We start from the raw sequence: 18,530 nt of genomic DNA, 5'->3' as shown, positions 1-18,530 counted from the left end.
GGACAGTGTCTATATTTTGACAGGCAGCGAGCCGAAGTATGTTCATGCATAAGATCTTGGTGACTGCTGCGATAATTTGGGAAACCTTCAGAATGTGTTTCTCATAGTTCACTGTGAAAGTTTAGGAGCGCAGTTAAAAGCATCTGACTTTCATGGGGTAGTAGAAAGGAGAGTCCAACATGGCAGTATTTACAGTCAATGGCCAGAGGGTAGAGACGAAAAAAAATCAAAAGCTGCTCAGATTTCTCCGTGATGAGTTACATCTGACTTCTGTAAAAGATGGCTGTAGTGAGGGTGCTTGTGGAGCCTGTACAGTGATTATCGATGGCAGAACCTGTAAGGCCTGTGTGCCGGATACAGATCTGCTGGATGGCAGAAATATCATTACAGTAGAAGGTCTGACAGAGTGGGAAGAAAAGGTATATACGTATGCATACGGAAAGGCTGGTGCTGTACAGTGCGGCTTTTGCATTCCTGGCATGGTAATGTGCACGAAAGCTCTTCTGGATGTGAATAAAGAGCCCACTGATGAAGAAATCAAATATGCCTTGCGTAACAATTATTGCCGTTGTACCGGATATGTAAAAATTATAGATGCAGTACGGATCGCGGCTAAAGTTATGCAGGAGGGGACACTTCCGGAAGAAATTAACAACGACTGGCATATTGGCTCCCGCGTAGCAAGAATTGATGTTGGGGAAAAGGTTCTTGGTACCGGAAAATATCCAGACGATTTTTATCTGGATGGTATGCTTTATGGATCAGCTCTGAGAAGTAAATATCCGCGTGCAAGAGTGCTTTCCATTGATAAGACGAAGGCGCTGGCACTTCCTGGGGTAGAGGCGGTTGTTACGGCAGAAGACATTCCAGGAGAGAATAAAATCGGACATTTAAAGCATGATCAGTATACCCTGATTCCCATAGGAGGGATTACCCATTATCTGGGAGATGCCATTGCACTTGTGGCAGCCCGGGATAAAGAGACTGCGGATAAGGCAGCGAAGCTGATCCAGGTTGAGTATAAGGTGCTTCCTCACATTCATACGATTGAAGAGGCAGCGAAACCAGATGCACCAAAGGTATTTGATGAGGAAGAGAACAATATCTGTGCATATAAACATATCAGCCGGGGAAATGCAGCAGAGGCTATAAAAAATTCCAAATATGTGATTTCCCATCATTTTGAGACACCATGGACGGAACACGCATTTCTGGAACCGGAATGTGCTGTGTCTTTTTATGATGAAGACGGAGATGTTTTTGTATATTCCACAGACCAGTCAGCACATCAGACTCTGCACGAATGCAGCTTAGTTCTTGGTACAGACAAAGTAAAGGTACAAAATGCGCTGGTAGGCGGCGGATTTGGCGGTAAGGAAGACATGACTGTGCAGCATTTAAGCGCGCTTCTTACTTATGTAACGAAGAAACCGGTTAAGATGAAGCTTACAAGAGCAGAATCCCTGCTGGTCCATCCTAAGCGCCATCCTTTTTATATGGATATGACCATGGGCTGTGATGAAAATGGAAATATCATGGGAGTAAAGGCAAAGGTTGCCGCGGATACAGGTGCATTCGCATCTCTTGGCGGTCCGGTTCTGGAGCGCGCATGTACCCATGCAGCAGGTCCTTATCACTACGAAAACTTTGAAATTGAGGGAACAGCTTACTATACCAATAATCCGCCGGCAGGAGCATTTCGCGGATTCGGAGTTACCCAGACCTGTTTTGCTACAGAGACACTTTTGAATATGATGGCAGATAAGGTGGGAATCACTCCCTGGGAAATTCGTTACCGCAATGCGATCCGGCCCTGGGAGACACTTCCGAATGGTCAGATTGTTGACGATTCTACAGGTCTTGTGGAGACCTTAGAAGCGGTACAGCCGAAATATGAAGCTGCGTTGGCAGCAGGAAAAGCGGTGGGCATTGGCTGCGCCATGAAGAATGCAGGGGTTGGTGTTGGAATTCCAGACACTGGCCGCGTGAAACTGATTTATGAAGAGGATAAGAAGCTTCACATCTACTCAGGAGCTTCCTGCATTGGACAAGGGCTTGGCACAGTACTGACCCAGATGATCGTAAGTAATACAGATATAAAAAGAGAGGATATCATTTACGAGCGCAGCAATACCTGGATTTCACCAGATTCCGGAACTACATCCGGTTCCAGACAGACATTGATCACCGGTGAGGCCTGCAGGAGAGCCTGTGAGAAATTGATGGAGGATAAAAAAGCAGGATTAAGCGTAGAAGATATGATCGGTAAGGTTTATTATGCAGAATATCTTGCGAAGACCGATCCTCTTGGTGCAAATGTGCCCAATCCGGTTTCCCATGTTGCTTATGGATATGCTACCCAGGTTTGTATTTTGGATTCCAAGACAGGCAAGATAGAAGAGATAGTTGCTGCTCATGATGTGGGAAAAGCGGTAAATCCTTTGTCCTGTGAGGGGCAGATCGAGGGTGGTGTGGTAATGTCCATAGGATTTGCCCTGCGGGAAAAATATCCCATTGATGAGAACTGTAAACCTATTTCCAAGTATGGTTCTTTAGGTCTTTTCCGCGCACATGAGATTCCGAAGATCGATGCCATTGTTATCGACAAGCCAGGTCTTAAGGTTGCCTGCGGTGCTATTGGTATTGGAGAAATTACATCCATTCCTACCGCACCCGCAATAGCAGATGCCTATTTCCGAAGAGATGGTGTAAGGCGTTACAGCCTTCCTCTTAGTGAAACACCATATGAAAGGAAGGGATGAGAGATGGCAGTAAAGAAGAAATTTCCGTATCGGTCAGCTGTTGTGGCATGTAATGGGGGGTGCAGGGTTACAGCAGGGGACAATGGATGCAAAGATGGATGTATTGGCTGTGGAGCCTGTGTGGAGAAATGTAAATTTGGCGCTATTTCCCTGAATGAGTATGGAGTGGCGGAAATAGATGAAGAAAAATGCATTGGCTGCGGGGCATGTGGGAAGGTATGTCCACAGAAGATCATTCATGTCCATGAATGTGCCAATTGGATCGTAGTAAAATGCTCAAATAAGAGTAAAGGGGCAGAAGCAAAGAAACAGTGTGAAGTCAGCTGTATCGGCTGTGGAATCTGTGAGAAGACCTGTACGGCCGGGGCAATCCGGGTTACAGATAACTGTGCAGTGATAGAAGAGTCTGTCTGCCTGAGCTGTGGAATGTGCGCAGTGAAGTGTCCAAGACATGCGATTTACGATCTGCGGGGGATTTATACGGCAAAAAATTAGAGAAGCGATTATGGCAGTTATGTAATATTCAATGGTGAAATATACCGCAAGGCTGGGAGGGAAAATTGCGGGAATGATTTTCCAAACATGCTCCAGATTGATAGAACTTCGAATTTACAGAAATTTCAAAATTATACAGATAAAACAGCTAAATTATTCATAAAATTATTGCAAAACACCGGTGAAATATGATACAATAATTTTGCATTGAAAGAATATTTTGTACAATATTTTTTAGGTTGAGACGGAAAGAGAAGAAGCATAAGGGGCCGACGATCAGTTCAAAGAAGAACCGTAAACTTGTTTTTTGAACGGCGTCGGCCATTCCCTTATGAGGGGGTAAAGGGCGGATTGGAGGCATCCGTTGCAAAAAATATAAAGAAGGTGAAGCATATGATTGGAAAGAGTGTTCCAAGAGTAGACGCTTATGAGAAAGTGACAGGACGTGCGAAATTTACAGATGACCTGATCCTGGATAAGTGTCTGGTAGCCAGGGTTTATCATGCAAAGATCGGAAACGGTGTGGTAAAATCCATTGATACCAGCGAAGCAGAGGCTCTGGACGGCGTAGTAAAGGTAGTTACCTTTAAGGACGTACCGAATCATTGTTATCCCACCCCAGGACATCCCTGGTCCGTGGAGCTTGCTCATCAGGATGTGGCAGACCGTAATCTGCTCACCGGACGGGTACGGTATTATGGCGATGATATAGCAGCTGTAGTAGCTGAGGACGAAGTGACAGCTTCCAGAGCATTGAAGCTGATCAAAGTAGAATATGAAGAATATCCGGTGGTTGTGAGCCCGAAGATTTCCATGCGTGGAACGGAGCATCCCATTCATCTTGACAAGAAGGATAATATTCTGGCAAGATCCAGCTTTGCAATCGGAGACGTAGACAGCGCAATGGAGAAGGCTGCCGTGAAGCTGAAAAGAAGCTATAAGACACCTATTGTCCAGCACTGCCATATTGAGAATAATATTTCTTATGCTTATATGGAAAAGGGCAGGGTCGTGGTGGTTTCTTCCACACAGATTCCACATATTGTACGCCGTATTGTTGGCCAGGCACTTGGAATCCCCTGGGGGCAGGTACGTGTGATCAAGCCTTATGTAGGCGGTGGCTTCGGAAACAAGCAGGAGGTGCTTTATGAACCTCTGAATGCATTTCTCACCATGCAGGTGGGCGGTCGTCCCGTGAAGATTGAGCTTACACGTGAGGAGACCTTTACCAATACCAGAACCCGTCACTCCATCGAATATGACATGGAAGCAGGCGTAGATGAAGAAGGACATCTTCTTGCAAAAGAGATGACTACCTATTCCAATCAGGGAGCTTATGCATCCCACGGACATGCCATAGCAGCCAATGGTCTGACGGCCAGCAGACTTCAGTATGCATGCCCAAATATCCGAGGAGAAGCTTATACTGTCTATACCAACTGTCCTACAGCAGGGGCGATGAGAGGATATGGAATTCCTCAGGTTTGCTTTGCCACAGAGAGCTTTATGGATGATATTGCTTATGAAATCGGTATGGATCCGCTGGAATTCCGCAGAAAAAATCTGATCCATGGCTATTATGAAGATGCCTATCTGAAGCCAATCGCAGCGAATACCAACGGTATTTTTGAGTGCCTGGAAAAAGGAGCAGAGTATATTCACTGGGATGAGAAACGGAAAGCATATCAGAACCAGACTGGCGATATCCGGCGTGGAGTTGGTATGGCACTGTTTTCCTATAAGACTGGTGTATGGCCAATTTCTCTGGAGATTGCAGGTGCAAGGCTGTCTCTGAATCAGGATGGAAGTGTACAGCTGCAGGTTGGTGCTACAGAGATTGGACAGGGCGCGGATACTGTATTTTCCCAGATGGCAGCAGAGACCTTACATATGGATATTTCCAGGGTGCATATTGTAACCCAGCAGGATACAGATGTAACGCCTTTTGATACAGGTGCCTATGCTTCCAGACAGTCCTTCGTCACCGGTACAGCTGTGAAGGAATGTGCGCAGCAGCTGAAGCAGAAGATTTTAGAATATGCCAGAACACTGGTTCCAGGCAATGTGGATCGGCTGGAACTGGAGGATGGTTATATTCTGGCAGATGGCAAGCCTGCGATTTCCCTTGAGGATCTGGCTATGGAGAGCTATTACAGCCTGAGTAATTCTTCTGTCCTTACAGCAGAGGTTTCCAGACAGGTGAAGAAGAATACAGTTGCCAGCGGCTGTTGTTTTGCGGAAGTAGAAGTAGATATGAAACTTGGCAAGATCAAGGTTCTGGATATTGTGAATGTTCATGACAGTGGAACCCTTTTGAATCCGCAGCTTGCAGCAATGCAGGTTCATGGCGGTATGTTCATGGGAATCGGTTATGGAGTTTCTGAGCAGCTTCTTATCGATGAGAAAACAGGAAGACCATTAAATGGGACTTTGCTGGATTATAAAATGATGACAATGATGGATACTCCGGATCTGACTGCTGAGTTTGTAGAACTGAACGATCCAATGGGACCATATGGAAATAAAGCCCTAGGCGAGCCTCCTGCAATTCCAAGTGCACCGGCCATCCGGAATGCTGTGCTTCATGCAACTGGCATCGGCTTTTCCGAGATTCCTCTGACACCGCAAAGACTGATAGACGGTTTTACAAAGACCGGACTGATCTGAGAAAGGGGGCATGAGGAATGTACGATATTGAAAATTATTTTAATGCAGAGACCATTAAGGAAGCGGTAACTCTTCTGAAGGAGCATCCGGATGCAAGGGTGATTTCCGGGGGAAGTGATGTGCTGATCAAGATCCGTGAGGGCAAAATGGCCGGTACATCTTTAGTGAGCATTCGTGATATTAAGGAAATCAAGGGAGTCCGGCTGATGGAGTCTGGTGATATTTATATTGGTGCAGGAACTACTTTTTCCCATGTGACGAATGATCCGGTGATTCAGAAGCTGATTCCGATTCTGGGGGAAGCAGTAGATCAGGTTGGCGGACCACAGGTCCGTAATATTGGGACTATTGGCGGAAATGTCTGCAATGGTGCGGTCAGTGCGGACAGTGCACCTACACTTTTTTCGCTGAATGCCATGCTGCGGATCGCAGATGGAACTGGTGGACGGATGGTTCCCATCAGGGATTTTTATCTGGGACCTGGTAAGGTGGATCTGCATCAGGGAGATGTGCTCACCCACATTGTGATCCCTGGGAAGGATTATCAGAGATATCATGGATTTTATATTAAGTATTCCATGCGAAATGCAATGGATATTGCGACCCTGAGCTGTAGTGTAGTCAGCAGAATCGATCCTCTGAAAAAGGTTCTGGAGGATGTAAGGATCACCTTTGGTGTAGCTGCACCCGTGCCGTATCGGTGTGCGAAGACGGAAGAGGCGCTGAGGGGGATGGAAATTGGCGAAGAGCTGTATCAGAAGGTAGAAGAGCTGGTAAGGGAAGAAATCAATCCCAGAGATTCCTGGCGTGCTTCTAAGGCGTTCCGACTGCAGATTGGCGGAGAAATCGCGAAGCGCGCGTTGAAGGAGAGTGTTCGCAGGGGAATGGTGACGGGAGTTGTAGTGCCGGATGTCCGGACAACTTCAGGCGAAAATATAAGTGCAAATGGAAAAATTTATCCTTCATCTGATGCTGAGAATGTAACAGGAGGTGAGCAGTCATGAAAAAGGATATGCGGCTGGTACAGTGTACTGTAAATGGAAAAGAGGTAGCTGAGTATGTGGACGTGAGAGAATCTCTTCTTGACATGCTGCGAAATCACCTTGGGCTTACCTCTGTGAAGAAAGGCTGTGAAGTAGGTGAATGCGGTGCCTGCACTGTGATCATTGACGGCGAGACCATTGACTCCTGTATTTATCTGGCAGTCTGGGCGGAAGGAAAGAATATCCGCACCCTGGAAGGCCTTGAGAAAAACGGCGAACTTACCAGGATTCAGGAAGCTTTTATTGAGGAAGGAGCCATCCAGTGCGGATTCTGCACACCAGGCTTTGTTATGTCTGCCACAGTGCTTCTTGAGCGGGGCGAGAAGCTTACGAGAGATGCCATCCGCAAGCATATGGCAGGAAACCTTTGTCGCTGTACAGGGTATGAGAATATTGTGAATGCAGTGGAAAAGGTGAATAAGGAGAATATGGCAGCTGAGGGTAAATAATTTAAGTGCTACTGTTCACTGGTAACGTTCCGCGAGGTGTTTTGCGTGAACAAAGTTCACGGAAAAACCGAGAATTAAGTTTGCGCAGCAAACGCTACTTCTTGTTCTTGTCACAAGAAGGTTCGTCTTTCTGTGCAACGCGAAGCGCGTTATTGTGAACGGAGCGAACAGTAACCTGTTCGCGGGTTCTATATTAAAAGTGTATTTTATACTATACTGTAAATGGAAAAAGTGTTATAATATTAATTACAAAACGATATTGTTATAGAATTGATTGAATTAAATGAAAAATGATTAATATGTATCAATATTGTTATAACACAAAACATCAGAGGGCGGGGACTTCCCCGCCTTTTCTAAAATATTAAAAATGGGCAGGAAAAAAGTATGAGTGACAAATATGTAATAGTCCGCGGCGGCGGAGACCTGGCAAGCGGCGTGATCCACAGGCTGCATCGCTGTGGCTATCGTGTACTGATCTTAGAATGTGAAAAACCAAGTGCGATCCGCAGAAAAGTTGCATTTTGCGAAGCTGTGTATGATGGGACAGCAGCAGTAGAAGGGATTCTTTGCAGAAGAATAGATTCTCTGGAAGAATGTGAGCAAGTCTGGCAAGCAGGAGAAATTCCACTTATGGTCGATCCGGCAGGTAATTGTATTATTGAAGTTTCTGCGCAGGGCAAGATAGCTGCTCTGGTAGATGCAATTCTTGCAAAGAGAAATCTTGGAACTTCAAGAAATATGGCACCCCTTACCATTGGTCTGGGACCAGGCTTTTTTGCCGGGGAAGACGTGGATTACGTTGTGGAAACCATGCGAGGTCACGATCTTGCCAGAATCATCACTGAGGGCCCGGCTATTCCAAATACGGGTGTCCCCGGAATGGTAGGCGGTGTCAGCAAAGAACGTGTGATCCACTCCCCGGGGACCGGCAGAATCCATAATATGGTCCATATTGCCGATATTGTAGAGAAAGGACAGATTCTCGCCTACGTGGGAGAAACCCCTGTAGAAGCCTCTATAACAGGCGTATTAAGGGGAATTATAAAGGAAGGCTACAATGTTCCTGTTGGAATGAAAATCGCCGATATCGACCCCAGAAAAGAAGAGAAGAAGAACTGTTTTACCATTTCGGATAAGGCCAGATGTATTGCTGGAAGTGTGGTGGAGATTTTGCTCAGTGAGGGTGTATTGCCAGACTAGAGCGTGTTTTAAAAAGGCTTTCTGCAAGATGTGCGTCCCACAAAGTGGGACGTGCAGATTGCGGGAATGATTTTTCAAACATGCTCTAGATTCTATTTGGTCGCATTGCATTTATTAACATGTTTTCGCTTGGGAAATGTTATGAAGCCTATGTACTTTTTATAGAATTGTTTTTTATGGTTACGAAGTCAGGCAATGAATCATTGCATGAAAATAATTGGCGTGAAGGAGGTCAGGATGAAAAGATACGGTTATTTTCTGGACTTATTAAAACTTGATATAGAGAAATACCCAGTGATCGCTGTAGTCGGTGGTGGTGGAAAGACAAGTCTGATTTACCGCCTGAATGAAGAATTACAGGCTTTGGGTAAAAAAGTGATTATTTCCACAACCACCCATATGGCATATGATCCCATGCTGCCTCTGGTAAAGAGTACTGATCTTGAGCAAGTCTCGGAAATGTTGAAAGAACACGGTTTTGCAGCAGTTGCCGATATTGAAGAAACTTCTGGAAAAATGTGTGCCATAGAGGAAACAGCATTGAAGAAACTGGTTCCTCTTTGTGATGTTATGCTGATCGAAGCAGACGGAGCGAAACGAAAACCCTTGAAGGTTCCAGCCGACTGGGAACCAGTAATCCCGGATTTTGCTGACGTGGTAGTAAGTGTGATTGGTTTGGACTGTCTTGGTAAGCCCATCTGCGAGACCGCCCACCGCGCCGAATACACCAGCTCTTTTCTTGAAAAAAATCTGGAAGCACCTGTTACCGCAGAAGACATAGAAAAAATAGCAACTTCTGTTCACGGTTTGTATAAAAATGTAGACCATAAAGTTTACCGTGTATATTTAAATAAAGCAGACGTACTACCTGACTGTTCTTCAGCCGAACATATAGTAGAAGATCTGGAAAAACAAGGCACTATAGCCGCATATGGCAGTTTGAGAGAGGCAGAAAGATTATGAAGATTGCATTGATCATGCTGGCAGCTGGAAACAGCCGTCGGTTTGGAAGCAACAAACTTTTATATGAAATTGACGGGAAGCCCATGTACCGGCATATGCTGGAGAAGCTGATGGTGGTGGCAGAACAGCTTGAAGAAACAGAGTGTATTGAAAAAGTGGAATGCGGTGAACATTTGGAAAAGCAGAATGAGGAAGGCTATAAAGAAGAACATATAGAATGCAATAAAGCAATTGCACCTCTTGGTGAAATAAAGGGGGAATTATTTAAACAGAGAGATTGCTATAAAAGAATAACAGTAGTCACCCAGTACGAAGAAATAGAGCAGGCCGCAAGATCCCTGGGTGTAAACGTATACATCAATCCCCATCCTGACGAGGGAATCTCCTCCTCCCTGAAAATCGGCTTAAAAGCCAACTTAGACGTTGATGCTTGCCTTTTCACCGTCTCCGACCAGCCCTGGCTCACCACCGCCACAATTCGCCAGCTCATCACCCTCCTAAAAACATCAGGCAAAGGAATCGCCTGCGTCTCCTGCGAAAGAAAACTTGGAAACCCTTGCATTTTTACAAAAAAATACTACGACTCCCTGCTTTCCATCAACGGAGATAAAGGTGGTAAAGCTGTGATAACTGCACATAGAGATGATACGGCTGTTTTGAAGGTGAATGATGTGAAGGAACTTACCGATATGGATGTTAAATTGTAAAGAACGCTCTTTTTAAGTTATATTGTCTATATATGGCATTTCCGAAAAATGCGCAAAAGCATGAAAGTATTTATACACGGAAGCAGTTGGAAACGACATTTAAATATAAAATGTGGGATTTTGTTGTATTTTGTGAATTTATGTGAGATTTCAGCTAGAAATTACTTGTAATTATGATAGAAACAAGGTATACTAATGGAAAAGAAAGCAGTCGGGAGAAGTATTATTATTTCTGCTTACAAGAAGAGTTACGTGGGACGTTTTACGTGAACAAAGTGAGCAGTACCCCATTTTCCCGTCTTACAAGGAGGATAAAATGGCAGATAACTATGATGGCATGGCAGTTGGGGTGTTTGAACTGGATAACCTGGTAGCCTGCTTCGTTGCTCTTGATGCAGCATCCAAGGCTGCAAATGTAAAGATCCAGAGCGTAGAGAGAAACCGACTGAAAAGTGGAGCCTGTGTAAAAATGCGCGGCAGTGTTTCCGATGTAAATGCAGCTATGGAAGTGGCATTGGAGACTGCGAAGCCCCTTGGTAAAATCGTTTCCCATACGGTAATTGCATCCCCCACAGCAGACACGGAAACAGCACTTAAGATGACCATTAACAAATAGAACATGTCAGGAGGAAATAGAAGATGTCTTATGGAGCATTAGGATTGGTAGAGGTTCTGGGAAGCTGCAATGCAGTAGTTGTCCTTGACCAGATGCTGAAAACATCAGATGTAGAATTCCGTACCTGGCATACCAAGTGCGGAGGTCATGCAACTGTATTTTTAAGCGGTGATGTAGCGGCAGTGAAAGCTGCTGTAGATGCGGTGAAAGAGAATCCGCCTTGCGAAATCGTGGCAGCAGCCGTGATTTCAGCACCATCAGAAGAAACATCGCGGCTGGTGGAAGAAGAGGAAGAGAAACATCATAAATGATTTTTCAAATATGCTCTGGCGTATAAAAAGGGTATGGTGTAAACCATACCCTGCTAAGTAATCTAAGTGACCTTTGAGGTCAAATTTCTATTATTGGTGACTCTATCAGTCCCAAACACTTCTTATAAATGAATCTGTGTCCCCGTCTTTCCCATAATACCATCTTTGGCCTTTTCCAACAGGGTGATCATAGCTGTGCGGCCGGTGCCGGAGCTTGCGAAGTCTACGCAGGCCTGAACCTTTGGCAGCATAGATCCAGCGGCAAACTGACCTTCTTCAATGTATTTTCTGGCTTGGGAAACCGTAAGATCGTCCAGCCATTCCTCATTTTCTTTGCCGAAATTAACGGCAACTTTTTCCACAGCCGTCAGAATGATCAGCATATCTGCATCCAGCTGCTTTGCGAGCAGACAGCTTGCGAAGTCTTTGTCAATGACAGCAGAGGCACCTTTTAGATGGTGGCTTTCTAAGGTGACGGGGATTCCACCCCCGCCACAGCAGATGACGATCTTGTTGGCATCTACAAGGCTGTTGATGGCATCCTGCTCTACGATTTCCACTGGCTTGGGAGAAGCAACCACACGGCGGTAGCCGCGGCCTGCATCTTCTTTCATAACATGCCCGTAGGCTTTTGCCTGGAAATCAGCTTCTTCCTTGGTAAGGAATTTACCAATTGGTTTGCTTGGATTTTCAAATGCAGGATCCTCAGGATCGACACGAACCTGTGTGACAACGGTGACAACCGGTGTACGCATGAAGCCACGTTTGCGAAGCTCTTCACGGAGTGCGTTCTGAAGGTCATAGCCAATGTAAGCCTGGCTCATAGCTACACAGACAGAAAGCGGAGTGTTTGGCTGTGCCTGATCTTCGTGGGTAAGCGCAGTCATAGCGTTGTTGATCATACCTACCTGTGGTCCGTTTCCGTGAACCACAACTACCTGGTGACCTTCCTCAATAAGGTCGCAGAGCGCCTTTGCAGTAGATTTTACTGCTATCATCTGTTCTGAAAGTGTATTTCCAAGTGCGTTGCCGCCAAGGGCAACCACGATACGTTTTCTTTTATATATCATAGAAACCTCCCTAGAGAAAGAATTTATGAAAGTAATAAAAACGATTTAAAGTATTATAAGTAAACAGAGCAAAAACTCCCACAAATTGAGACGTACATTTTACGGAAAGCACTTTTCAAATATGCTCTGGTTTTGAATAGTTCACCTTCATAAATTATATCATTAAAAATATGCAATATAACAATTTATTATACGAAAAACATATATAATATAAGAAATACCATCAAAAATGAGAACAAAAAAGGGCTGTATTCCTACAGCCCCCCCTGAAAAGCATTATTCCATAATTCTCGGAGCAGCCTTTACTTCCAGTTTTTTCAGGATATCCTGTGGGTTTTCAAATTTGGAGAGCATGATCATTGCTGCAATTACATATGGTTTGAAGCTTGCTTCTTTATAAAGCGGGATACGGTAACGGTCAAATACGCTTGCATCAACCTCACCGGTCTCACAGCTTACGCCTGTAATATCAGCTGGCAGACAGTGCAGGTAAAGCGCTTTGCCGTCCTTGGTAGTCTTCATAAGTTCTTCTGTGCAAGCCCAGTCTTTGTGCTCTGCGTTCTGAGCAAGAAGCTCTTTCTCCAGTTTATCGATTCCGTCGAAGTCGCCTTCACCATAGAGATTGGTACGTTTTTCCATTGCTGCAAATGGAGCCCAGCTCTTTGGATAAACGATATCAGCATCTTTGAATGCTTCTTCCATGCTGTTTGTCTTTGTGAAAGAACCGCCGGACTTCTCAGCATTTTTCTTAGCAATTTCCTCAACCTCTGGCATTACATCGTATCCTTCCGGATGCGCCAGAACAACGTCCATACCGAAACGTGTCATAAGTCCGATGACACCCTGTGGAACGGAGAGTGGTTTACCATAGGAAGGAGAGTAAGCCCATGTCATAGCAAGCTTTTTGCCTTTCAGATTCTCGACACCGCCAAATTCATGGATGATGTGAAGCATATCTGCCATACACTGGGTAGGATGATCAACGTCACACTGAAGGTTTACAAGAGTAGGTCTCTGCTCAAGAATGCCATCTTTATTTCCTTCTGTTACAGCATCCATAAAATCTTTCTGATAAGTATGTCCCTTACCAATGTACATATCATCACGGATACCGATTACATCAGCCATGAAGGATACCATGTTGGCTGTCTCACGAACGGTCTCACCGTGTGCAATCTGGGATTTCTTCTCGTCCAGATCCTGTACCTCAAGTCCAAGAAGGTTGCAGGCAGAAGCGAAGGAGAAACGGGTACGTGTGGAGTTGTCACGGAAAATGGAGATTCCAAGACCACTCTCGAATACTTTCGTGGAGATATTGTGCTCTCTCATGAAGCGGAGAGCGTCAGCAACTGTGAAAACAGCTTCCAGTTCCTCGTCTGTTTTATCCCATGTCCAGAAGAAGTCGTTGTTGTACATTTCTTTGAAGTTAAGGCTGTTAAGCTTGTCGATGTAATCCTGTAATGTTTTCATGAATTTTCTCCTTATATAAATAAAATTTATCTGGTACAGAGAATATTAAGGAACCGTCATATTGATTTGTATAATTTTTCAATATTGCGTCAATATCGCAGATACTTAATTTTCGCTGTGCTGGTTATTTGTTAAAAGTACTATGTATAAAGTGGAGGTATGGAGCAGACACATTGTAACAGCTGTCTGCTTCAAGGGTGTGCAGCTTGCGGAACGTTTACAGTTTCTGTAGTTCTGATAAACAGATATTTCCGGATTATTTACAGTAAGCAGTAGGAAGTGCTGCGTAAACAGCTGCACATCTTACCAGATCATCTTTCCATGTTTTCTCGTTTGGAGCGTGAGCCTGTGCCTCTGCGCCAGGTCCAAATCCGATGCATGGGATTCCGTTACGTCCCATAATGGAAACACCGTTGGTAGAGAATGTCCACTTGTCGGTAAGAGGACGGGCTTTTCTCATAGCTTCTGTCTCAGCATTGCCCATACGCTCTGTGCCATACAGATTGTGGTAAGCTTCCTCAAGAGCAGAAGTAACCTTGTGATCCTTCGGGATTACCCATGTTGGAAAATAGCACTCGATTGGATATACCAGCTCTGTCCAGGATGGACGGGAGTACTCATACATGGAAACCTTAACATCGTCACCATACTTTTTGACAGATGGAAGTGCGCGGATCTCATCCAGGCAGCTCTCCCAGGTCTCACCTGCTGTCATACGACGGTCAAGGGAAACGGCACAGGAGTCGGCAACTGCACAACGGCTTGGGGATGTGAAGAAAATCTCAGAAGTAGTAACCGTACCTCTTCCAAGGAAGTTTGCTTCTTCCCATTCCGGGTTATATTTCTTATCCAGCATTTTTACAAGACCTTTGATCTCGGTCTCATCTGCAGCATCATTTTCATTTAATGCACGAACATCCTGAAGGATGTCAGCCATCTTATAGATTGCGTTGTCGCCACGCTCAGGAGCAGAACCATGGCAGGAAACACCTTTTACATCAATACGGATCTCCATACGTCCGCGCTGTCCACGGTAGATACCGCCGTCTGTAGGCTCTGTGGAAACAACAAATTCCGGACGAACCTTGTCTTCGTTGATGATGTACTGCCAGCAAAGACCATCGCAGTCCTCTTCCTGAACAGTTCCTGTAACAACAACCTGATATTTGTCATTAAGAAGACCAAGATCTTTCATGATCTTAGCACCGTAAACAGCAGATACGATACCACCCATCTGATCAGAAGTTCCACGTCCGCCGATCTCAGTCTCAGTCTCAAATCCTTTATAGGGATCGAATTCCCAGTTGGTTCTGTTTCCGATACCTACAGTATCAATATGTCCGTCAAAACCGATGAGAGTGCTTCCAGTTCCCATATAGCCAAGGATATTTCCCATTGGGTCAATCTCAACTTTATCAAAGCCAAGCTTCTCCATCTCTTCTTTAATACGCATTACATGATCCTTCTCACCGCAGCTCTCGCCTGGAAAGTGAACCAGATCACGAAGAAATTTGGTCATATCTGCTTCATAATTCTGTGCAGCTTCTTTGATTTTGTTATAATTCATAACTTTTTACCTCCGTTTTTTGTAAAAAAGTATCATATTGTTATAAAAAATTATTCGCTTAATGATTCGGTTGTTCCGTATAAGCCATCCCATACGATCTCACGGTAACGAACTGGATCTGTATCACCTTCTGTGGAGATTACCAGAATGTTGGAATTCTCATCCAGCTTCAGGGCCTCTTTCAGATCTTTGGCATCTTCGTCATGAAGCGCTGTATATGCAAGCCCCAGCGGAACAGAACCGGATTCACCAGATATGATGTGTGGATCGTTTTCAAGAGGATTGGCATAAATACGTGTTGCCTTGGCACTCATCCAGTCTGGGCAGGACGCAAAGACGGTTACATGATTCTTCAGGATGTCCCATCCGATGGTATTTCCCTCGCCGCATGCAAGACCTGCCATAATGGTCTGAAGATCACCGGTTACATTTACCAGATTGCCATCGGCCTGAACAGCAGAGCGATAGAGGCAGTCGGCAGCACTTGCTTCGCAGACAACCATTACCGGAGGATTTTCTTTATATTTGTGGGCAAAATATCCTACAACTGCACCTGCCAGAGAACCAACACCTGCCTGTACAAATACGTGTGTCGGGCGGTCAACGCCGTTCTTCTTCAGCTGTTTATCTGCTTCCAGTACCAGAGTGCCGTATCCCTGCATGATCCAGGATGGAATCTCCTCATAGCCGGCCCATGCAGTATCCTGGACGATGATGCCATGTTCTGTCTTAGCTGCTTCTGCGGCAGCCATTCTTACGCAGTCATCATAATTTACTTCTTCGATGGTTACTTCGGCGCCTTCCTTGGCGATGTTGTCAAAACGTGTCTTAGTGGTTCCTTTAGGCATTCTGACTACGGCTTTTTGTCCAAGGCGTTTAGCAGCCCATGCAACGCCGCGGCCGTGGTTTCCATCTGTAGCAGTGAAGAAAGTAGCCTGTCCGAATTCTTCTCTTAATTTATCAGAAGAGAGAACATTGTAAGGAAGCTGGCTGATATCGCGACCGAGTTCCTTCGCTATGTAACGTCCCATTGCATAAGAGCCTCCAAGAACCTTAAAGGCGTTTAATCCGAAACGATAGGATTCATCTTTGCAGTAGATGCCCTTTACTCCAAGATAGGAAGCAAGAGCGGAAAGCTTCTGCAGTGGTGTTACGGAGTACTGGGGGAAACTTTTGTGGAATTCATTTGCTTTGGTTACGTTTTCTTCGGACATCAGGTCCAGGAATTTATCATCAGATCCCGGAACATGATTGACCGTCCATTTCAGTCCGTCTGTCATGGTGAAAACCTCCTTCGTGGTTTTAGTTATTAGAGTACATCTTAACTACATTTTTGTTTTCCTTATAAGTATAATAACATAAATAAATCAATTTGCAATAGAAAAATACAAAAAAATTTAGCTTTCTCAAAAAATATTTAGCCTAATTGCAAGAGCCTTCTGATTGTGGTAAAATATAAGGTATGGCATTTGAAAAAAGCCGAAGAAAAATGATGAAAATACTTTCAAACCGGATGTATGGAGCGTGCAGATCGCTGGAATGATTTTTTCAACACGCTCCGGGAAAGGAGCAAGATTTTATGGCAGTATTTCGTGCATTTAAAGCACTTAGACCTACAGAGGGAAAGGCAGCAGCAGTAGCTGCCCTTCCATATGACGTAGTGAATAGAGAAGAGGCAGCAGCCATTGGGAAAGAGAATCCGGATTCTTTTCTCCATGTAGACAGAGCGGAGATGGATCTGCCGGCAGAGACGGACCTTTATGATGCGAAGGTTTATCAGAAGGCGAAAGAGAACCTTCATAAGATGGAGGAGACTGGCGTTCTGGTCCAGGACCATAAGCCGTGCTATTACATATATGAATTGGTACGAAAGGGGAAAGTTCAGACTGGAATTGCAGGCTGCGCTTCTATTGACGATTATCTGAATAATGTGGTGAAAAAGCATGAACTTACCAGATCAGATAAAGAGCTGGACCGAATCAATCATGTGGATGTATGTGATGCTAACACAGGCCCCATTTATCTTGCATGCCGTTATACAGATGTTCTGACTGCCCTTCTTGCGCAATGGAAAAAAGAGCACAAAGCAGCCTATGATTTTACTGAAGAGGACGAGATCACACACCGTGTATGGGTGATCGATGAGGACGAGGCAATCAGCCAGATCCAGGCTGAGATGGAGAAAATTCCTGCACTTTATATTGCAGACGGACATCACAGAGCTGCTTCTGCTGTGAAAGTGGGGCTGAAGCGACGCCAGGAGAATCCGGATTATACAGGGGAAGAAGCGTTTAACTATTTTCTTTCCGTTGTTTTTCCATATGACCAGCTTACCATTCTGGCATATAACCGTGTGGTAAGGGACCTGAATGGGCAGAGCGTGGAAGATGTCCTTGAGAAAATTAAGGAGAACTTCGACATGACGATTATTCCGGGTTTTCCTGCAAAGCCAGTGGAGAAGCATTGCTTTGGTATGTATCTTGATGGTTTCTGGTATCTTCTGAAAGCGAAGCCGGAGCTTTATGAGGGAAAAGATGTGGTTGGTCAGCTGGATTCCCAGATTCTTCAGGATGTGGTTTTAGGTCCGGTTCTTGGCATTGGTGATCCAAGGACTGACAAGCGTATTAAGTTTGTAGGCGGAAGTCATAAGTTAAGAGAGCTTCAGGGTATAGCAGATGAGACCAGAGGCGTTGCGTTTGCGCTTTATCCCACTTCTATGGAAGATCTGATGCAGATTGCAGATGAGAGTAAGCTGATGCCGCCGAAATCCACCTGGTTTGAGCCGAAGCTGCGAAGCGGGATTTTTGTGCATAAGCTGAGAGGATGATAAAATGGAAACAGAAGAATTTATCTCAGGTTTTTGCAGAACCTGTAACAGCAGCCAGACAGTATGCTGTGAATACGAAGAAAAAGATGGGAAAAGGATACTTACCTTTATGGACTGTGCCTATAAAAGATGTGTAAATCAGGGTGCCTGTGAAATTTATAAAGAAGCGCACCGGTTGGGAAGCGAGGAAGAGTAGCCGCAGCCTGCAGGCAGCAGAAAGCCTTTTTAAACACGCTTTAACGAACAGCATATAAAACTGGCAGAGGATGTTCTGACTGGTTTTATAAAATAAGCCATATAATAACCAAATCCTGTAATGAGGAAATGATATGATACCTCTAAAGTAGACAGATTAAATATAAAAATCTGTTACTTTGGAG

20 protein-coding genes are annotated in these 18,530 nt (G+C 44.8%); 15 read left to right on the top strand and 5 right to left on the bottom strand.

Features of this window, described 5'->3' with window-relative positions:
- Nucleotides 1–179 precede the first annotated feature (179 nt).
- The 7 genes from xdh (at nucleotide 180) to yqeB (ending at nucleotide 8,619) form a co-directional block, all read left to right on the top strand.
- Complete coding sequence (gene xdh / locus LIZ66_RS16360) at nucleotides 180–2,762, top strand: selenium-dependent xanthine dehydrogenase (RefSeq protein ID WP_227201059.1); 2,583 nt, start codon at nucleotides 180–182, stop codon at nucleotides 2,760–2,762.
- A gap of 3 nt (nucleotides 2,763–2,765) precedes the next feature.
- A complete protein-coding gene (locus LIZ66_RS16355) occupies nucleotides 2,766–3,257 on the top strand; it encodes a 4Fe-4S binding protein (RefSeq protein WP_227201058.1) in 492 nt (163 codons plus the stop codon).
- A gap of 31 nt (nucleotides 3,258–3,288) precedes the next feature.
- A complete protein-coding gene (locus LIZ66_RS20235) occupies nucleotides 3,289–3,420 on the top strand; it encodes a DUF6783 domain-containing protein (protein WP_408611568.1) in 132 nt (43 codons plus the stop codon).
- Nucleotides 3,421–3,650: 230 nt separating this feature from the next.
- A complete protein-coding gene (gene xdhA, locus LIZ66_RS16350) occupies nucleotides 3,651–5,924 on the top strand; it encodes a xanthine dehydrogenase subunit XdhA (protein WP_227201057.1) in 2,274 nt (757 codons plus the stop codon).
- 17 nt (nucleotides 5,925–5,941) lie between these two features.
- On the top strand, nucleotides 5,942–6,928 hold the full coding sequence (gene xdhB / locus LIZ66_RS16345) for a xanthine dehydrogenase subunit XdhB (RefSeq protein ID WP_227201056.1): 987 nt from the start codon (nucleotides 5,942–5,944) through the stop codon (nucleotides 6,926–6,928).
- Entirely contained in the window at nucleotides 6,925–7,416 is a 492-nt protein-coding gene (gene xdhC / locus LIZ66_RS16340) for a xanthine dehydrogenase subunit XdhC (protein ID WP_227201055.1), read from the top strand. Before xdhB ends, xdhC begins: the two co-directional genes overlap by 4 nt.
- Before the next feature lie 387 nt (nucleotides 7,417–7,803).
- Nucleotides 7,804–8,619, top strand: coding sequence for a selenium-dependent molybdenum cofactor biosynthesis protein YqeB (gene yqeB / locus LIZ66_RS16335; protein WP_227201054.1), 816 nt, complete (start codon nucleotides 7,804–7,806; stop codon nucleotides 8,617–8,619).
- Here yqeB and LIZ66_RS20230 read toward each other — a convergent pair.
- Complete coding sequence (locus tag LIZ66_RS20230; RefSeq protein WP_408611570.1) at nucleotides 8,594–8,662, bottom strand: DUF6783 domain-containing protein; 69 nt, start codon at nucleotides 8,660–8,662, stop codon at nucleotides 8,594–8,596. The two genes, yqeB and LIZ66_RS20230, sit on opposite strands and share 26 nt — an antisense overlap.
- Here LIZ66_RS20230 and LIZ66_RS20225 point away from each other — a divergent pair.
- The 5 genes from LIZ66_RS20225 (at nucleotide 8,650) to LIZ66_RS16315 (ending at nucleotide 11,216) form a co-directional block, all read left to right on the top strand.
- Entirely contained in the window at nucleotides 8,650–8,784 is a 135-nt protein-coding gene (locus LIZ66_RS20225) for a DUF6783 domain-containing protein (protein ID WP_408611567.1), read from the top strand. The two genes, LIZ66_RS20230 and LIZ66_RS20225, sit on opposite strands and share 13 nt — an antisense overlap.
- 72 nt (nucleotides 8,785–8,856) lie before the next feature.
- Nucleotides 8,857–9,582 (top strand): selenium cofactor biosynthesis protein YqeC, encoded by a 726-nt coding sequence (yqeC, locus tag LIZ66_RS16330; protein WP_227201053.1) that lies wholly within the window; start codon nucleotides 8,857–8,859, stop codon nucleotides 9,580–9,582.
- Nucleotides 9,579–10,289 (top strand): nucleotidyltransferase family protein, encoded by a 711-nt coding sequence (locus tag LIZ66_RS16325; protein ID WP_227201052.1) that lies wholly within the window; start codon nucleotides 9,579–9,581, stop codon nucleotides 10,287–10,289. The genes yqeC and LIZ66_RS16325 overlap by 4 nt, the downstream gene beginning before the upstream one ends.
- Nucleotides 10,290–10,605: 316 nt before the next feature.
- Nucleotides 10,606–10,905, top strand: a complete 300-nt coding sequence (locus tag LIZ66_RS16320) for a BMC domain-containing protein (RefSeq protein WP_118583374.1) — start codon at nucleotides 10,606–10,608, stop codon at nucleotides 10,903–10,905.
- Nucleotides 10,906–10,928: 23 nt separating this feature from the next.
- On the top strand, nucleotides 10,929–11,216 hold the full coding sequence (locus LIZ66_RS16315) for a BMC domain-containing protein (RefSeq protein ID WP_148463361.1): 288 nt from the start codon (nucleotides 10,929–10,931) through the stop codon (nucleotides 11,214–11,216).
- Between the two features lie 122 nt (nucleotides 11,217–11,338).
- Here LIZ66_RS16315 and arcC read toward each other — a convergent pair whose 3' ends face one another.
- The 4 genes from arcC to dpaL form a co-directional block, all read right to left on the bottom strand.
- On the bottom strand, nucleotides 11,339–12,283 hold the full coding sequence (gene arcC / locus LIZ66_RS16310; RefSeq protein WP_227201061.1) for a carbamate kinase: 945 nt from the start codon (nucleotides 12,281–12,283) through the stop codon (nucleotides 11,339–11,341).
- A 279-nt stretch (nucleotides 12,284–12,562) separates the two neighbouring features.
- Complete coding sequence (gene ygeW, locus LIZ66_RS16305; protein WP_118583376.1) at nucleotides 12,563–13,756, bottom strand: knotted carbamoyltransferase YgeW; 1,194 nt, start codon at nucleotides 13,754–13,756, stop codon at nucleotides 12,563–12,565.
- Nucleotides 13,757–14,012: 256 nt separating this feature from the next.
- Nucleotides 14,013–15,323, bottom strand: coding sequence for a YgeY family selenium metabolism-linked hydrolase (locus tag LIZ66_RS16300; RefSeq protein ID WP_173718092.1), 1,311 nt, complete (start codon nucleotides 15,321–15,323; stop codon nucleotides 14,013–14,015).
- Nucleotides 15,324–15,373: 50 nt separating this feature from the next.
- Nucleotides 15,374–16,603: a diaminopropionate ammonia-lyase gene (dpaL, locus tag LIZ66_RS16295; protein ID WP_173771979.1), complete on the bottom strand. Its 1,230-nt coding sequence runs from the start codon at nucleotides 16,601–16,603 to the stop codon at nucleotides 15,374–15,376.
- 259 nt (nucleotides 16,604–16,862) lie between these two features.
- Here dpaL and LIZ66_RS20220 point away from each other — a divergent pair, with 259 nt between their 5' ends.
- From LIZ66_RS20220 to LIZ66_RS16285, 3 genes are read left to right on the top strand one after another with little or no spacing between them, the layout of a single operon-like run.
- A complete protein-coding gene (locus tag LIZ66_RS20220) occupies nucleotides 16,863–16,925 on the top strand; it encodes a hypothetical protein (RefSeq protein WP_408611569.1) in 63 nt (20 codons plus the stop codon).
- Complete coding sequence (locus LIZ66_RS16290; protein WP_227201051.1) at nucleotides 16,903–18,150, top strand: DUF1015 domain-containing protein; 1,248 nt, start codon at nucleotides 16,903–16,905, stop codon at nucleotides 18,148–18,150. The genes LIZ66_RS20220 and LIZ66_RS16290 overlap by 23 nt, the downstream gene beginning before the upstream one ends.
- A gap of 4 nt (nucleotides 18,151–18,154) precedes the next feature.
- Complete coding sequence (locus tag LIZ66_RS16285; protein ID WP_227201050.1) at nucleotides 18,155–18,346, top strand: hypothetical protein; 192 nt, start codon at nucleotides 18,155–18,157, stop codon at nucleotides 18,344–18,346.
- The last annotated feature ends 184 nt before the right edge of the window (nucleotides 18,347–18,530 follow it).

The sequence above is a fragment of the Blautia faecis genome, from assembly GCF_020554845.1.
GTDB classification, from domain to species: Bacteria; Bacillota; Clostridia; order Lachnospirales; family Lachnospiraceae; genus Blautia_A; species Blautia_A faecis.
This window is presented reverse-complemented; position numbering and strand designations above follow the sequence as displayed.

Bases quoted from the DNA above. Each gene is read 5' to 3' on its own strand.
- xdh (WP_227201059.1), top strand. From the start codon at position 180: ATGGCAGTATTTACAGTCAATGGCCAGAGGGTAGAGACGAAAAAAAAT.
- LIZ66_RS16355 (WP_227201058.1), top strand. From the start codon at position 2,766: ATGGCAGTAAAGAAGAAATTTCCGTATCGGTCAGCTGTTGTGGCATGT.
- LIZ66_RS20235 (WP_408611568.1), top strand. From the start codon at position 3,289: ATGGTGAAATATACCGCAAGGCTGGGAGGGAAAATTGCGGGAATGATT.
- xdhA (WP_227201057.1), top strand. From the start codon at position 3,651: ATGATTGGAAAGAGTGTTCCAAGAGTAGACGCTTATGAGAAAGTGACA.
- xdhB (WP_227201056.1), top strand. From the start codon at position 5,942: ATGTACGATATTGAAAATTATTTTAATGCAGAGACCATTAAGGAAGCG.
- xdhC (WP_227201055.1), top strand. From the start codon at position 6,925: ATGAAAAAGGATATGCGGCTGGTACAGTGTACTGTAAATGGAAAAGAG.
- yqeB (WP_227201054.1), top strand. From the start codon at position 7,804: ATGAGTGACAAATATGTAATAGTCCGCGGCGGCGGAGACCTGGCAAGC.
- yqeC (WP_227201053.1), top strand. From the start codon at position 8,857: ATGAAAAGATACGGTTATTTTCTGGACTTATTAAAACTTGATATAGAG.
- LIZ66_RS16325 (WP_227201052.1), top strand. From the start codon at position 9,579: ATGAAGATTGCATTGATCATGCTGGCAGCTGGAAACAGCCGTCGGTTT.
- LIZ66_RS16320 (WP_118583374.1), top strand. From the start codon at position 10,606: ATGGCAGATAACTATGATGGCATGGCAGTTGGGGTGTTTGAACTGGAT.
- LIZ66_RS16315 (WP_148463361.1), top strand. From the start codon at position 10,929: ATGTCTTATGGAGCATTAGGATTGGTAGAGGTTCTGGGAAGCTGCAAT.
- ygeW (WP_118583376.1), bottom strand. From the start codon at position 13,756: ATGAAAACATTACAGGATTACATCGACAAGCTTAACAGCCTTAACTTC.
- LIZ66_RS16300 (WP_173718092.1), bottom strand. From the start codon at position 15,323: ATGAATTATAACAAAATCAAAGAAGCTGCACAGAATTATGAAGCAGAT.
- dpaL (WP_173771979.1), bottom strand. From the start codon at position 16,603: ATGACAGACGGACTGAAATGGACGGTCAATCATGTTCCGGGATCTGAT.
- LIZ66_RS16290 (WP_227201051.1), top strand. From the start codon at position 16,903: ATGGCAGTATTTCGTGCATTTAAAGCACTTAGACCTACAGAGGGAAAG.
- LIZ66_RS16285 (WP_227201050.1), top strand. From the start codon at position 18,155: ATGGAAACAGAAGAATTTATCTCAGGTTTTTGCAGAACCTGTAACAGC.